This window comes from Haliscomenobacter sp., assembly GCF_041740695.1.
GTDB lineage: Bacteria > Bacteroidota > Bacteroidia > Chitinophagales > Saprospiraceae > Haliscomenobacter.
The window spans coordinates 37,128-52,363 of record NZ_JBGSLK010000060.1 but is presented as its reverse complement, the minus strand read 5'-3'; the positions used below and the strand labels follow the sequence as shown (position 1 = coordinate 52,363).

At 47.4% G+C, this 15,236-nt stretch carries 7 protein-coding genes; 3 read left to right on the top strand and 4 right to left on the bottom strand.

Going from position 1 to position 15,236, the window contains the following annotated elements:
* Nucleotides 1-125 precede the first annotated feature (125 nt).
* From ACEW9O_RS13350 to ACEW9O_RS13340, 3 genes are all read left to right on the top strand, one after another.
* Nucleotides 126-2,516 (top strand): ABC transporter permease, encoded by a 2,391-nt coding sequence (locus tag ACEW9O_RS13350; protein WP_373550669.1) that lies wholly within the window; start codon nucleotides 126-128, stop codon nucleotides 2,514-2,516.
* A 114-nt stretch (nucleotides 2,517-2,630) separates the two neighbouring features.
* On the top strand, nucleotides 2,631-5,021 hold the full coding sequence (locus tag ACEW9O_RS13345) for an ABC transporter permease (protein WP_373550668.1): 2,391 nt from the start codon (nucleotides 2,631-2,633) through the stop codon (nucleotides 5,019-5,021).
* Nucleotides 5,022-5,080: 59 nt separating this feature from the next.
* The gene (locus ACEW9O_RS13340) at nucleotides 5,081-7,477 is read left to right on the top strand and encodes an ABC transporter permease (RefSeq protein ID WP_373550667.1); all 2,397 of its coding nucleotides are present in this window, start codon (nucleotides 5,081-5,083) and stop codon (nucleotides 7,475-7,477) included.
* 272 nt (nucleotides 7,478-7,749) lie between these two features.
* On the opposite strand, the gene ACEW9O_RS13335 is transcribed toward ACEW9O_RS13340, so the two are convergent.
* The 4 genes from ACEW9O_RS13335 to ACEW9O_RS13320 all read right to left on the bottom strand — a co-directional run bounded on the left by ACEW9O_RS13335 (nucleotide 7,750) and on the right by ACEW9O_RS13320 (nucleotide 14,633).
* Nucleotides 7,750-9,096: a TlpA family protein disulfide reductase gene (locus ACEW9O_RS13335; protein WP_373550666.1), complete on the bottom strand. Its 1,347-nt coding sequence runs from the start codon at nucleotides 9,094-9,096 to the stop codon at nucleotides 7,750-7,752.
* A gap of 203 nt (nucleotides 9,097-9,299) precedes the next feature.
* On the bottom strand, nucleotides 9,300-10,787 hold the full coding sequence (locus tag ACEW9O_RS13330) for a class I adenylate-forming enzyme family protein (RefSeq protein WP_373550665.1): 1,488 nt from the start codon (nucleotides 10,785-10,787) through the stop codon (nucleotides 9,300-9,302).
* A 106-nt stretch (nucleotides 10,788-10,893) separates the two neighbouring features.
* On the bottom strand, nucleotides 10,894-11,883 hold the full coding sequence (locus ACEW9O_RS13325) for a 3-oxoacyl-ACP synthase III family protein (protein WP_373550664.1): 990 nt from the start codon (nucleotides 11,881-11,883) through the stop codon (nucleotides 10,894-10,896).
* Between the two features lie 209 nt (nucleotides 11,884-12,092).
* Nucleotides 12,093-14,633, bottom strand: coding sequence for a carboxypeptidase-like regulatory domain-containing protein (locus tag ACEW9O_RS13320; RefSeq protein WP_373550663.1), 2,541 nt, complete (start codon nucleotides 14,631-14,633; stop codon nucleotides 12,093-12,095).
* Between the last annotated feature and the right edge of the window lie 603 nt (nucleotides 14,634-15,236).

Below are 15,236 nucleotides of genomic sequence, written 5' to 3'. Positions count from 1 at the left end.
GGGCGACCCTTTGTGGTCGCCCTCGGTCATTTTTTTCCCATTTGGGTACCCACAAAGGGGTACCTACCAATTCCTTTTCCAAAAATGGGCGACCACGAAGGGTCGCCCCTACAATTTTGGTGGATATGTTCAAACTCTTCCTGCGCATTGCCTCGCGCGCCTTCCTCAAAGATCGAACTTCCGGTTTGATCAACATCATTGGATTGTCTCTGGGTATGACCGGAGCCCTGCTCATCGGCATGTGGGTCACCAATGAACTGAGCTACGATCGTTACCACGATCACGCCGAGCGCATTTACCGCATCAAGAGTCACATCAAAATCAGTGATACCGAGACTTGGCATTGGAGCACTGTGCCGCTGAAACTAGCGCCGATGGTTGGTAGTCGGTTTGCCGACTTCGAATTGGTTGCTCAGGTTACCTCGGGGGCTGGTGAATCTACCATCAAACGGAAAAACGAACTGATCAAAATTGGTCGTTGTGCCACGGTTGATTCTAGTTGGTTTAAACTCTTCAAATACGAATTTGTAGATGGGGGGGAGAAAGACTTCTTGCAACACCCTAAAAGTGTCATTCTCAATCAAACTACCGCTCATCAGCTCTTTGGCGATGCCGATCCCATCGGTCAACTGCTTCGTGTGGATACCAATGAATGTGTGGTACAAGGAGTAGTCAAGGACGATCCGCTCAACTCGAGTTTTAAGTTTAACCTGATGATTCCCATGGCCTTGCGCCAAGGCGACCCCCAGAACAAAAAAAACGACGACTCTTGGGGTAACTTCAACTACAATGCCTATGCCCGTCTGCGCCCAGGTACCGATGCCAAAAAACTGGGCAAACAGATCACCCGAATGTTGCGCAAAGAAAAAAGCGACAGCACCATCGTCGTCACTGTTGAGCCCATGTCGGAAATGCGTTTCGACCAGTCGATCATGTCCAGCGAAGGCAGCACCACCGACTTCAGCACGATTCGGATATTTTTCATCATTGGCCTCTTGATTCTCGTGGTAGCTTGTATCAACTACGTCAATTTGTCGATTGCCCGCACCAGCAAACGCGGTAAAGAAATTGGGGTACAAAAAATAATGGGTGCCAGCAAAGGGCAGATGTTCAGTCAATTTATGTTGGAATCGGCAGCGATGTGTACGGTTGCGTTATTGGTCACCTTGTTGATGACCAAGCTCAGCATGCCTATGTTCAATCAACTGACCGGAGTAGCTTTTAAATTGAATCTCCTGGATTTTAATCTTTGGAAAATCATTCTGTCCGTTCTGGTGCTGGTCACCCTACTTACGGGAATTTACCCTTCCATTTTATTGTCATCTTTTCAGCCCCTCAACATCATGAAGGGCGGCAATTTTTTGAGCAAACACAAAACTGGCTTTTGGAAAGGTTTGGCCGTTTTACAATTCGCCATTTCGGTGGGCTTGATTGTAAGTACGCTCACCATTTACAAACAGCTCCAGTTTATTCGGAATACAAACCTGGGTTTTGACCGGGAATACGTGATGCGCATCAACTTCCCTTGGCAAATGCTCCGGACTCCTGCTGGCGAAAACACCATGAAACGGATGGTGCGGGAAATTGAAAACAACCCGGCAGTAAGTGGCATCAGTATGGCTTCGGCTTCTATTGTCAACCACGGCTCCAGCAGCAGTGGCAATTTTGAATGGGAAGGCCGTAAAGAAAATGAAAACCCAACCTTTGCACCATTTTCAGCAGATGTCAATTTCCAAAAAATCTTTGGCTTAAAACTGCTGGAAGGCCGTTGGTTTCAAGAAGAAAATAAAGCGGATGAAAGCAATTTTGTACTCAACGAAGCCGCAGTCAAAATCTGCAACCTAAAATCACCTGTCATCGGCCAACGCTTTGAAGGCAATGGCATTAAGGGGCAGATCATCGGAGTGGTCAAAGACTTCCACCTGCGCGACATGCACGAAAAAATTCCACCCGTGGTCATCAATGGAGACCCCGAATGGAGGACCACCTTGTACGTCAAAACCACGGGCTCGAATGCCAGCAAAGCAGTAGATTTTGCCAGCAACCTCTGGCGCACAAACGTACCCGACCGCATTTTTGAATACCAGTTTCTGGATGATGAGTTTGAAAAACTCTACGAAAAAGACCAACGTTCGGCCTTGATGTTCAACATCTTCTCGGTGATTGCCATTCTTATTTCTTGCCTGGGTCTGTTTGCCTTGGCCGCTTTCACCGCCGAGCGCCGCACCAAAGAAATTGGGGTGCGCAAAGTATTGGGCGCGTCCGTAACGGGCATCGTAACCCTTTTGTCCAAAGACTTTGTCATTATGGTCTGCATCGGTATCCTGATTGCTTCGCCACTAGCCTGGTATGACATGCAAGGCTGGCTACAAGATTTTGCTTACCGCATCGACATCGAATGGTGGTTCTTTGTAGTGGCGGGTTTGATGGCGATTGCCATCGCTCTGGTTACGGTAAGTATACAAGCCATTCGGGCCGCGCTGGTGAATCCGGTGCAGTCGTTGAAATCGGAATAACATCTTTTGGTTGAGAAGTTGCAGTTACCGCAGCGATTTTGACAAAGTCCTTGTCTAAGTCGCTGCGGTAGCCTCAACCTTCCTCAACCTCTCTCAACTTCAAATACACTCCCTATGCTTACGAACTACCTAAAAATAGCCATCCGCAACCTGATGAAAAACAAACTCTTTACGGGTTTGAATTTGTTGGGATTGGCCTTGGGCATTGCTGTAGCTTTATTGCTGTTGGTGTATGTACAGGATGAAGTGTCTTTTGATCGTTTTCATACCAAAGTGGAGCGCATTTATCGGGGCATTGTAGATGTAACGTTTGGAGAAATCAGCGAAACCTGGTCCAGCTACCCCAATATTGTTGGTCCAACGATGAAAAGTGAGGTGGCCGGGGTAGAGGAGCAAATGCGCATGTGGGAGCACAATTTTGGGGAACCTGCATTTGTTAGTGTGGGTGAACGCAAGTTTGTACAAAAAAACTTCGCTTGGGCGGATTCGACTATTTTTAAAATTTTTGACCTTAAACTATTGGCCGGCAATCCCGCAACCGCGCTGAATGGCCCTAAGAAAGTTATTTTAAGCAAAACGGTAGCCGATAAATATTTTCCCAGACAGGACCCGATTGGCCGTTTGATCAAAATTGACAATTCGCTCGAATTGGAAGTAACCGGCGTGTACGCCGATTTTCCACAAAATTCAACCCTGGATGCCGAAGTCATTGGTTCCTTTCCCAGTGTCGCCTGGACGGTGAACAACCTGAGCTGGAGCAACGCTAGTTTTGAAACCTTCTTTTTGTTGAGTCCTGGTGCTGATCCAAAGAAACTGGAAGTACAGTTCAATAAGATTTATGAAAAAAATGTCCCCGTAGAGAACCGCTGGATGAAATACCGGCTCCAGGCCATGACGGATGTTCACTTGCATTCCGCCACCATCGGACACTCGTACAGCGATCGGATCGGTGACCCGCAGCAAGTACGGATCCTGATCATTTTGGCCATTGTGATCCTCGTGATTGCCTGCATCAACTACATGAACCTGGCTACTGCCCGCTCGCAACAACGTTTTCGGGAAGTAGGCATCACCAAAACGGTAGGGGCGACCCGCATGCAATTGGCGCGGCGTTTTTACCTGGAGACTGCGCTGATGGTGGCCATTGCCCTGGTGATGGGTGTTGTGCTGATGCTGGGAATTTTGCCCATTTTTAATGATTTGGCGGGCAAACAGTTTGGGGTTTTGGACGTGCTTACGCCAACAGTTTTGTTAGGTTTGTTGGCCATTGGGACGATTGTAACCCTGTTGGCCGGTTCTTACCCTGCCCTGATGTTGTCTTCTTTTAACCCAAAACATCTGTTACAAACCGCTTTTCGCCAAAAGTCATCTGCGGGGGTTTTGCGGCGCTCACTGGTGGTGGTACAGTTTTCGGCCTCCATCATTCTGATCATCTGCACGGTGTTGTTTTACCAACAGCTCAACTTCATCCAGCAACGCAACCTAGGTTATAAGCCCGATCAGGTGGTGGCCATCAACATGGCAGCTGCCGAAACCAGAGATCAGATCAACGGTTTCAACCATGCCTGCAAAGCCTTGAGCAGTGTACAAGAGGTGACTCGTGCCCAAACTTTCCCCGGCGAGGGGGGCAGTGGGCGCACCATTTCTCCACCCAACAGTGAGTCTCAAACCATCCCGGTTACCACCAACCACGCGAACACGGAAATTCTGGATGTGCTCGACATTAAATTATTGGCTGGAAAAACCGTTCCAGCAGCGGAGAAGGATCCAAAAGACACTACGGTGCAGGTGGTGGTCAATAAATTTGTAGCTGACTTTTTGGGCTACACTCCTGAGGAAGCAATTGGCAAAAAAGCACCGAACCTGTTTGACAATGCTGAAATTGTGGGGGTGATGGACAACTTTCACTTCGACAATTTCCATCAACCGATTGGTGGCTACGCTTTCCACAACGCCAATACCGAAGGGCGCACCTATACCTTGATCAAATTGCAAACCCAGGATTTGCCACAGAGTATGAAGCAAATCGAAGCCTTGTTCAATCAGAGCATGCCCACTTCGGCTTTTGATTATACCTTCCTGGACGATCATTTGAATACCTTATACCGCCGCGAGCAGCGGACGGCCTCAGTGGTGATGGTGTTCTCCTGTCTGGCTATCTTAATTGCCTGTTTGGGCTTGTTTGGCTTGGCCGCTTTCACTGCCGAGCAACGCACCAAAGAAATTGGGGTGCGCAAGGTTTTGGGCGCATCCATTGGCAGCATCGTACAATTGCTTTCCCGCGACTTTTTGCGTTTGGTGCTGGTATCGGTAGTCATTGCTTCGCCGGTGGCCTGGTACTTCATGAACGGCTGGCTGAAGGAATTTGCTTACCGCATCAACATCGAATGGTGGGTCTTTGTATTGGCAGGCGCTAGCGCTATGTTGATTGCATTCCTCACGGTGAGTATGCAGAGTGTGCGGGCGGCTACGATTGATCCGATTAAATCGCTGAAGAGCGAATAGGTTTACGGTTTTTAACCTTATTATTGCTTCCGTTTTCCAAAAAAACAAAGGACTCCGCTATGCTTACAAACTACCTGAAAATAGCTGTACGCAATTTGATGAAGAACAAATTGTTCAGCGGCTTGAACCTCATGGGGCTAGGGCTGGGTATTGCCGTTGCCCTCCTATTGTTAGTGTTTGTAAAGGAGGAATTGTCTTTTGATCGCTATCATTACAAAGTGGATCGGATTTACCGGGGCTTGGCCAAAGTGGATTATGACAATGGAGAAGAAACTACAGCCAACCTCCCCAACAGTGTAGGGCCAGTGATGAAAAACGAAATCCCGGGCATTGAGGCACAAATGCGCATGTGGGAATTCAATTATGGCGAAAAAGCCATGATCAATGCCAATAACCAAAAATTCAGTCAGGCCAATCTTTTTTGGGCGGATTCTTCACTGATGGAGATTTTTGACCTGAAATTCTTGGCAGGAGACCCCAACACCGCCCTAAACGGCCCAAATAAAGTTCTCCTGAGCAAATCGGTAGCTGATCGTTATTTCCCGGATATGGACGCCGTCAGCCAAACCATCAAAATCGAAAACAGCCTTACCCTGGAGGTTACGGGCGTGTACGAAGATTTTCCGCTCAATTCTACGCTGGATGCAGAAGTTATTGGTTCATTTCCTACGGTTGGCCGTATGTTTCGGGACCTGACCTGGGATAATTCCAGCTTTGAGACCTACTTTTTGCTGAATGCTAAGGCTGACCCTCGGGTGATTGAAAAACAAATGGCCGATGTGTTGAATAAATACGTCGCCAAAGATCGGCAATGGCAAAAATTTGCGCTTCAAGCCCTGAAAGATGTACACCTTCATTCCGCCGATATATCCGATAGTTATACCCAAAGAAGTGGCGACCCCCAGCAGGTGAAAATCCTCATCATTTTGGCGATCGTCATCTTGGTGATTGCCTGTATCAACTACATGAACCTGGCCACTGCCCGCGCGCAACAAAGATTCAGAGAGGTAGGCATTACCAAAGCTGTAGGAGCTACAAGAGCACAATTGGCTAGTCGGTTTTATTTGGAAACCGCAGTATTGGCCGCTTTGGCACTGGGGTTAGCGCTGATTTTGGTGCTGTTGTTTTTGCCCCTGTTCAACCAAATTTCGGGAAAACAATTTGAAATTAAAGCCATCTTATCCCCTCAGATTCTGGGTGGGTTGCTGAGACTTTGGGTCGTGGTGGTACTTCTGGCGGGGGCTTATCCAGCGTTGCTTTTATCCGCGTTCAGTCCCAAAAATCTCCTACAGACCACTTTTCAGCAAAAATCATCAGGCGGGCTTTTGCGCCAGTCTTTGGTCATTGTGCAGTTTTCTGCTTCGATCATGTTGATGATTTGCACCGTGCTTTTTTACCAACAACTCAATTTTATTCAACAGCAAAATCTGGGCTACAACCCTGAGCAAGTGGTGGCCATCAACATGGCGGCGGCACAAGATGCTACCCAGGTTACCACGTTTAGCAATGCCTGTAAATCGATCGGCACAGTGGTGGATGTTTGTCAGGCGCAAAGTTTCCCCGGCGCAGGGGCTAGTGGCCGTTCAGTTTCTCGGCCGGATAAACTACAAGAATCCCTCCCGGTGGTTACCAACCATGCCGACAACAATATTTTAAAGATACTGGACATCCAATTGTTGGCTGGAAACCTTACCCCCATGGTCGATCGTGAACCCGGAGATACTACAGTAAAGGTGGTGGTCAATAAATTGGTTTCCGACTTTTTGGGCTATACTCCCGAAGAAGCCATTGGCAAAAAAGCCACCAATCTATTTGGGTATGACCGGGCTGAAATTGTAGGGGTAATGGACAATTTTCACTTTCAGGATTTACACCAACCCCTCGGTGGTTATGCTTTCCACAATGCTTCTACGGAGCAAAAATCATACAGCCTGGTTCGGCTGAATACCAAAGACCTCAAGGGCAGCATGCAACAAATTCAAAAGGTGTTTGACGAGGTTTTGCCTAGTTCTGCTTTCGACTACGTATTCCTGGATGAGCATCTGGATACCCTTTACCGCCGCGAACACCGCACCGCGATGGTGGTAATGGTTTTTTCTTGCCTGTCCATCCTGATTGCTTGTTTGGGTTTGTTTGGACTGGCGGCCTTCACCGCCGAGCGGCGGACCAAAGAGATTGGAGTGCGCAAGGTGCTGGGTGCTTCGGTGGGCAGTATTGTGCGCTTGTTGTCACGCGACTTTTTGGGATTGGTGCTTATCTCGCTCATTTTTGCTGCACCCCTGGCCTGGTACTTCATGCACAACTGGCTCAAGGCGTTTGCCTTCCACATCGAAATTCAGTGGTGGGTCTTTGTATTGGCAGGGCTCCTGGCGCTCTTGATCGCTTTTTTGACGGTGAGTGTGCAGAGTGTACGGGCGGCTACGGCGAATCCGGTGAAGTCCTTGCGGAGTGAGTGATACCTGCTTAAAAAGGTGAATTCGGGTATTGAAGTGACTTTGACTTCGCCAATAAAGGCTGATCAGTGGCACGCTCTAAATAATCAGAACCTTATTGACTAATTCCGAAGGAATTTTATGTTTATAGGGAAATGTTAAAGGCTCTTCAAAGTCCTGAAGGGACTTTATGTTGAAATTTATCGACATACAATCCCTTCAGGATTGATCAATGCCTCTCATTTGACTTACTATAAACATAAATTCCCTTCGGGAATCCCCGAACTCACCTAAAACTACAACGTTTCCGCCCATTTTACGATCTCATCAAAATCAGTAGAAATGATTTTGCCATCCGGCTGAATGAGGATGAAGGTCGGAAAAAGTGTGACTTTGAAGGTTTTGACCGGAGAAGCCTGCCTCGGAGATTTATTGTCCATTGACTCAAATACATTCAACCAATCCATTTGCTGCGCTGCAACAAATTTTTTGACCTCGCTGAAATTATCATCGTAGGCCACACTGATCATTTGTGCAGGCTTTGCAGCAATTGTTTCATGCAGTTTTTTGATCGCAGGCAATTTGGCAATGCAGGGCTTACACCAGGTTCCCCAATAATCCAGGATCACATATTGTCCTTTTTTAAGCAAATCATACAATTTAATGTTGCTGCTATCCAACGCCATCATTTGTACCTCATTAGCGTAAAACCCCGCCCGATAGCCAATTGGCCTTTCTTCTTTTCTTAGTCTTTCCAGAAAGAGGGTGTCAGCAAAAGTGGAAACTCTTGTAAAAACGTATTGAAACGAGCCAATCAACAGGGTATCGCCTGGTTTGTAATAGTCTCGGAGCTTTGGTTTGCCTTGATTGGGGGGAACTACTAGATTGATACCACTTCCTTTATAAGGTGCGGGTAAGTTGACACTGTTTCTAACGTATACTAGCGTTATTATCCCACCTTCCCGAACCTCTCCTTTTTCCCATTGATTATAGCGGTAAGCTAATTCAAGTGCTTTATCAATTTTTGTAGGGTATTCGTTGAAAAATCCTCGATAGGGATCAATGCTCATTACTTGTTTTTTCAGCTTTAGCTTTCCTGATTGGTCCACATATTCATACTGAAAGCTGACATGGGGCAATTTCGCCAATTTTTTTTCCTGTTCTTCTTTGGGTAAACTATAAAAAGCCGTATCAAAACGCATGACTTCCTCATCTGAAAAATCCAGATTTTGGTTCAGGTCAAAGATCAAAACCTTTTGCCCGTCGGCATCTAGAGCGGATACGACATAAGTTGTATGTTTGAAAAATTGCTCCTGCACATGGCTAGAATCAAATTTAAGTCGTTTAAACCACTGATCAAATTGGTCTTTGCTTGATAGGCCTTTGCGAAAACGGTCGTAATGATGTTGCGCGGGATTGAAGCTAAAAAATTTGAGTTGAGTGTGTTTCAGGAACCCCGGAATACCTTTAAGGGGGATGCTATCTTTTAAATTGCTAAAGACACTGGATACAGCACCGTATTGTACAGTGGTGTCCGTTTTTAGCAGAATGGTCAATAATTCGGGCTTGTTAAGCGATTGTGCATCAAGCAACCCCAAACCAAATACTATAAAAGTAAGGGAGAGTAAGGTACGTTTTTTCATATTGCTGGCTAATTAACGAGTTCTGATTATCCAAATAAGACTTAAATTTAAACGTATATTCATTGTGTTTAATGTGCAAAACCTGGAAATTAACATTACTGAGAGGGCTTGAATTTTTACGAGCCAAGAGCGAGCGTTCACATCGCTGAGCACTCGTTTTTTAAAGGCGGTTTTTGAGAAGGAAGTTATTTCGTTCTCGTTACTCACCTCAACACCTTCTTATCAATTTTCCCCGTTGCACTCACGGGTAATACCGCCAAAAACTCAACATACTTTGGCACCTTGAACTTTGCCAGATGTTGCACACACCAGGCTTTGAGCTCCGCTTCATCCAGTGAATGCCCTTCTTCCAGGGTGACAAAAGCCTTGCCTACCTCGCCCCATTTTTCATCTTTCACCCCGATCACCGCTGCGCCCGACACCTGCGGATGGGCAATGAGCACCCGCTCGATCTCAGCTGGATACACGTTTTCACCACCCGAAATGAACATGTTTTTGATGCGGTCCACCACGTAAATGTAGCCCTCTCCGTCTTGTCGGATCATGTCACCGCTGTAAAACCAGCCTTCGCGGATGGAACTGGCCGTAGCCTTGGAATTGCCCCAGTAGCCGGGGGTAGTCATGGGGCCGCGCAAGAGGAGCTCGCCGGGGGTATTGACCGGAACCTCCTCGCCGTTTTCATCCACAATTTTGATGTCCACATAAAAATTGGGGCGCCCGATAGAGCCTTTTTTACGCATGGCATCGCAGTGGTGCAAGGAAAAAAGATTGGGGCCAACTTCGGTCATGCCAAAGCCCTGGCGGATGAAGACACCCTTGTCGTGCCAGGTTTCGATGAGGGGAATGGGCATGGGTTCTCCACCCACGATAATGTAGTACAAACTGGACAAATCCGCATCGGCGAAACCCTCACAATCGGCAATCATTTTCAACATGGTCGGTACCCCCATAAAAATACTCGGTGTCTCTTCCTGCAAGGCTTTGAGCACCTCCTCTGCATCGAATTTTTTCATCAAACACACATAGCCACCGTGGTGCAGGAGAGGTGTGGTGAGTACATTCCAACCCCCGGTGTGAAAAGGCGGCATACACACTACGGTGCGGCCATGCGAGTTGATCACCAAACTCATGGCCGTATTGATGCTGTTCCAAAACAACATCTTATGTGTGTACAAGGCACCTTTAGGAAAGCCCGTCGTGCCCGAGGTATAGAGGATAAAGATCGGATGGTTATCGTCCAAAAAAGTGGGGGTAAAAGGCCATTCGGTCTGCTCTGCTGCAGCTTCCAGCCAAAGGCCCAGTTCCTCCACACTCCATTGTAATTCAATGCTTGGAGTTGTCGGTGCAGCATCTAAAAGGGATTGGTATTTTGTTTCTGCCAAAACTAGCCTTGGCGTAGCATCTTGCAACAAATAATCAATTTCAGGTGCACTCAGCCGGTAATTGAGCGGCACTAGTACCAAACCCGTTTTTTGCGCAGCAGCAAATAGGACAATGTACTCCAGGCAATTGTCCGCCAGTACCGCTACCCGATCACCCAAGTGTAAGCCCAAGTCCTGGGTCAAGTACCAGGCCAGGCGATTGGCCATTTTATTGAGTACACCATAACTGAGCGTACGGCCAGTTTCCCATTCTTTTACCGCAATTTCATCCGGGCTGTAGAGCGCCCATTTGCAGAACCAATCCTTCATTGTTTGTAGTTGCAGGTTGAGGGAAGTTTAGGAGGTTGAGGAAGGTTGAGTATCGCTCGCGGTAGCCTCAACCTTCCTCAACCTCCTAAACCTCCCTCAACTTTTCTTAAAGTCTAAACGCTGCCGAAGCAAAAGCCAATCCTCCACCCGAACCGATGAAAAATACCAAATCTCCCGCTTTGGTTTTGCCTTTTTCTACGGCATCATTAAAAGCCATGGGAATACAGGCCGATCCGGTATAGCCGTAGTAGTGCATGATGGTATGCGCCCGGTCGCGGGGCACCTCCAGCAAGTCCAGGGTATCCCAAATCGAATTGATGTTGATTTGGGTGATGAAATACTGGGCCACGTCCTGCGGGCTTGCACCAATCCGATCACAAAGGGTTTGCGCCATTTGAGCCCACATGCTCGGGTTGAGGGTTTTGGGAAATTTTTGGATGAATTTCAATTGGTGGTCGTGGTTCGCCACAATCGCATCACTAATCGGGTGACGAGCACCGCCGGCATAAATACCCATCCATCCGTGGTATTGCCCCTGCGAAATAAGTTGACTGCTCAAATAGCCGGTCTGTTCGTCATTATCGGCCCGGAGCACAACGGCGCCCGCCCCGTCTGCAAAAAGGGTAACGGTTTTTTTGTCTTCCAAATTGAGGTATTTGCTCATCGCATAAGCCCCAATCACCAGGATGTGTTGGTAGTGTTCATCAGCGCGGATGTACTTGACGCCAATGTCCAGCGCAGTGACAAACCCTGCACAAGCCGTGTTGATGTCAAAAGTGCCCGCATTGCTGGCGCCCAAACGGGCTTGTACCACCGCTGCGGTAGAGGGGGAAACAAACTCCGGCGTATCAGTAGCAATCAGAATCAGGTCTAATTGTTCGGGTTTGATGGAGGCGCGTTCGAGGGCTTGTTGGGCTGCGGCTACACAAAGGTCGGCGGTACTTTCATCCGGGGCGCACCAGCGGCGCTCGTGGATGTGTACGTTCTCACTCAGCCAGGTGGCTACGTCTTCACCCAATAAGTCGTTGAAATATTGATTGGTAATGACAAGCTCCGGGGCGTAGGCGCCGGTAGAAATGATGCGGGCGTTGCGCATTATCGAGAGGTTTGAAACATGAGTCATCCCGAATTTCTCAAAGCTTTACAAAAGCGACATTTTTTTATCACAAAGGAAAAAAGAGGACACAAAGGACACAAAGTTAGACGTAGACGAAGCTTCGCTTTGTGTCCTTTGTGTTTCTTTGTGCTTTCTTTGTGATAAAAAATGTCGCTTTGGCTTATTTTGAAAATTTGGGATGACTTATGTTATTTTTTCGGTAAATCAACTTTCACTTCCAAAGACAAGAGGCGACTAATCGAAGGCGAAGCCACAAACTCCCGTACTTCAGAACCAAACAGGTTCACTGCCTGCGCAGCTACGGTGAGTTTGCCAAAACGGTAACCTGCACTCAGGTCCACGTTGAAAAATCCACCGAGCGGGCCAAAGTTGAAGTTGCGACCAACCTGACGGTCTTCGTACACGGGCGAACCTGCGTAAATCAAATCTGGGTTGGTTTTGGCTGCCACGTTGATGCCAGAGAAGAAGTCATAAGCTTGTACCCAGCGACCAAAGATGCTGCTGAAGAACTTGCCTTTGGAGTAATTAAGCCCCAGTCCTAACTTGTGCGTAGGTGTATTGATGGGCAAGTCGTTTTCGTTTACTTTGCCATCGCGGTTGCCATCGTTGGCGGTATCACTATTGTCCAGGTCGTAGCTGAACCAGGAGTAGTTCAAGTTGGCCAATAAACCCGCTGCAACGCTGTAATTGAAAGACACATCCGCGCCGTAGGTGGCGACTTTACCAAAGTTTAGGTAAGTCAAAACCAGCGCAGAACCCGTTTCGGGAGTGCCCGGCACTACCTGACTCATTGGCACATCACCCCGGTGGGTAACAGTGCGGCCCCCGGTAGCAATGTTGATGGATGGGCTAAGGAAGTTTTCAGAGGTATTGTAGTAGGCATTCGCATCAATGAACAGGCGTTCACTCAAGGTACTTTTGTATCCAACTTCCACAGTTTGGATGGTTTCTACTTTCAAACCCGGGATTTTGGTGCCGTCGGATAAGGTATAACCAGTACTATTGCCCAGCAATACACCACCAAAGATATTGGCTTCCAGATTCAGGATGGTTGGCGCAGCGATGCCCCGGCCATAAGTCAGGCGGAAGGAACTGGCGTCGTTGTAGTACACCAGTGCTGCCTTGGGAATGAAATTGAAGCCGTATAAATCATGGTCGTCAAAGCGAGCGGCAGCTACAGCTTTGAGGTGTTCACCAAATTTGCGCTCGACTTGCAGGTAACCACCAATCTGGGCTACCTCGATGTTTTCGCCTCCGTCCAGGAGGTAGGTTCCTTTGGAGTTGGCGCGATCTTGCTGGTATTGTACCCCGAGAATGAAGTCGAAGCCAGCTACCTTGTTGTTGTACTGTGCTTCGGCATTGGTGCGGTTGGAATTGTCTTTAAAAACCGAGTTGCGGTTCAAAGGAACCCCTACGGTTGGGCTGATGCCGAACCACTGCTCACCAAAAGAACGACGACGAGATTCTTCTTCGCTAAAACCAGCATCTTTAAACGACCAGTAGTTTTGGGTGCGCTGGTTCATGGCGTAGGTGTCCTCCGTTTTAGAGTAGGTCTGGTAGGCCTGAACGAAGAACCGAGGCGATACGTAACGCAACTGGAACCAGTTGATCTGCCAATCTTTGATCTGGTTGCGGCCAGCATTGGTAAGCCCAATGTTGTTGCTGGTACTATGGCCGTAGGACAAAATGATGTCTGACTTGCTGGTGGGCGAATAATAAAGGCCAGCCTCACCGCGCAGGGAGCTGAAGTCGCGGTTCAGTTCCAACTCCGTTGATTTATGACGGATGATTTTGGAGCCATTGCCCGTACCACCAAAAAGTCTGTTGTCGAAAGCCGTGTTGTTGTAATAAACGGTATCGGTGTAGTCAAACTCGGTTCCTTTCAAATATTCGGCACTCACTTTGAAGGCAAAATTATCTCCCCATTTGCTGGCGTGGCGGAAACGGGTGCTCAACACATTTTGGTTGCCTACCCCCACCGCAATGGTCGTCCCTTGGGAGGTACGTGGGTCTTTGGTAATGGTGTTCAACAAACCGTTGTGGGCGTTGGGGCCGTAAAGCGCGGAAGAAGGACCAAGGATGACTTCTATCCGCTCTACATCTTCTTTCACGGTGGTACTCAATGCACCCAAGGGCAAGCCAGTAGCGATGAGTGTCGTCAAACGGTTGTCGTTCAACTGTAAGTTTTTGGGATTAAAAGCACTGTTGAAGCCCCGGGCATTGATGCCTACACCGAGTACGCCCGAACGTACGTAGTCCACCCCTCTTTGGCGACCCAATAATTCGGCCACGTTAAAAGAAGGCAACTCACTGATGGCCTTGGAGTTGATTACGGTGATTGTGGCTGGGGCGTTGGTGAGTTTTTCAGCTTTGCGTGAAGCGGAAACAACCACTTCCTGACCGAGCAGAACCGCAGCCCCCATCGAAAAGTCAAGGGTAGTGGTTTCGCCCGCTTTTACGACGACGATTTTTTTAAAGTTTTGAAAACCCGTGTAGGTAACTTCCAGGGCGTATTCCCCTGGTTTAACATCGGCAATGGTGTACATTCCACTGGCGTCGGTGGCAGCGCCCTGGCTGGTACCGGCAATGACTACGTTGGCTCCCACCAACGCTTCGCCCGATTCGGCATCTTTTACTGTCCCCTTGATGGTTCCATTTTGAGCTTGCAGGCTGATGCAGGTAAACAGCGCCGCGCACAGCAACGACAAGAGCGTATAGGCTTTTTTCATAACGAGTGCGTTTTGCATGAATTGAAATGATGAATGGTGAACAGGCTATTGGACAAAATATACTTTCAACCAAGTCCCTGATGGTAATGAATGATTTCGGGATTAAAATTAGAAGGAGATTTATGTGCTGGATGTAGGATCAAGAAACTCAGGTAGGTTGACTTTTTGCAAAGAGGTGAATATAAAAGGCTCTAAACAATTGAAAACGAATACGATTGACGCTTCAATGTCAAGCTTGACTCAGTTATAGTTTTGTGACCAAGGGCCTTTTTTCGGCGTTATCCTTAAAAGTGCATAGTACACTGAAAATGAAAACAATGGAAAAAAGAAACCTTTGATCATAAAGTCATTTTTTCAATGTATTTACGCTACTCAAGGTGAAGGTAAAAAGAAAAGTCAAGTGGTAAATTACCAATTAATTTGACTGAGTTTTATTTTTGTAAAAAATTAATAATTAGGTTTTTACAATATTTTTTTTCGTCTATTTTGAAAAGAATGTATAAAAATGGCTTTAAGTCAACCCAAGTGCTTATTTTTCAAAACAAGTCAAAGATCATCTACCTCAATTACAATTAATTATTTTTCGGCCATGATTCTTCACCA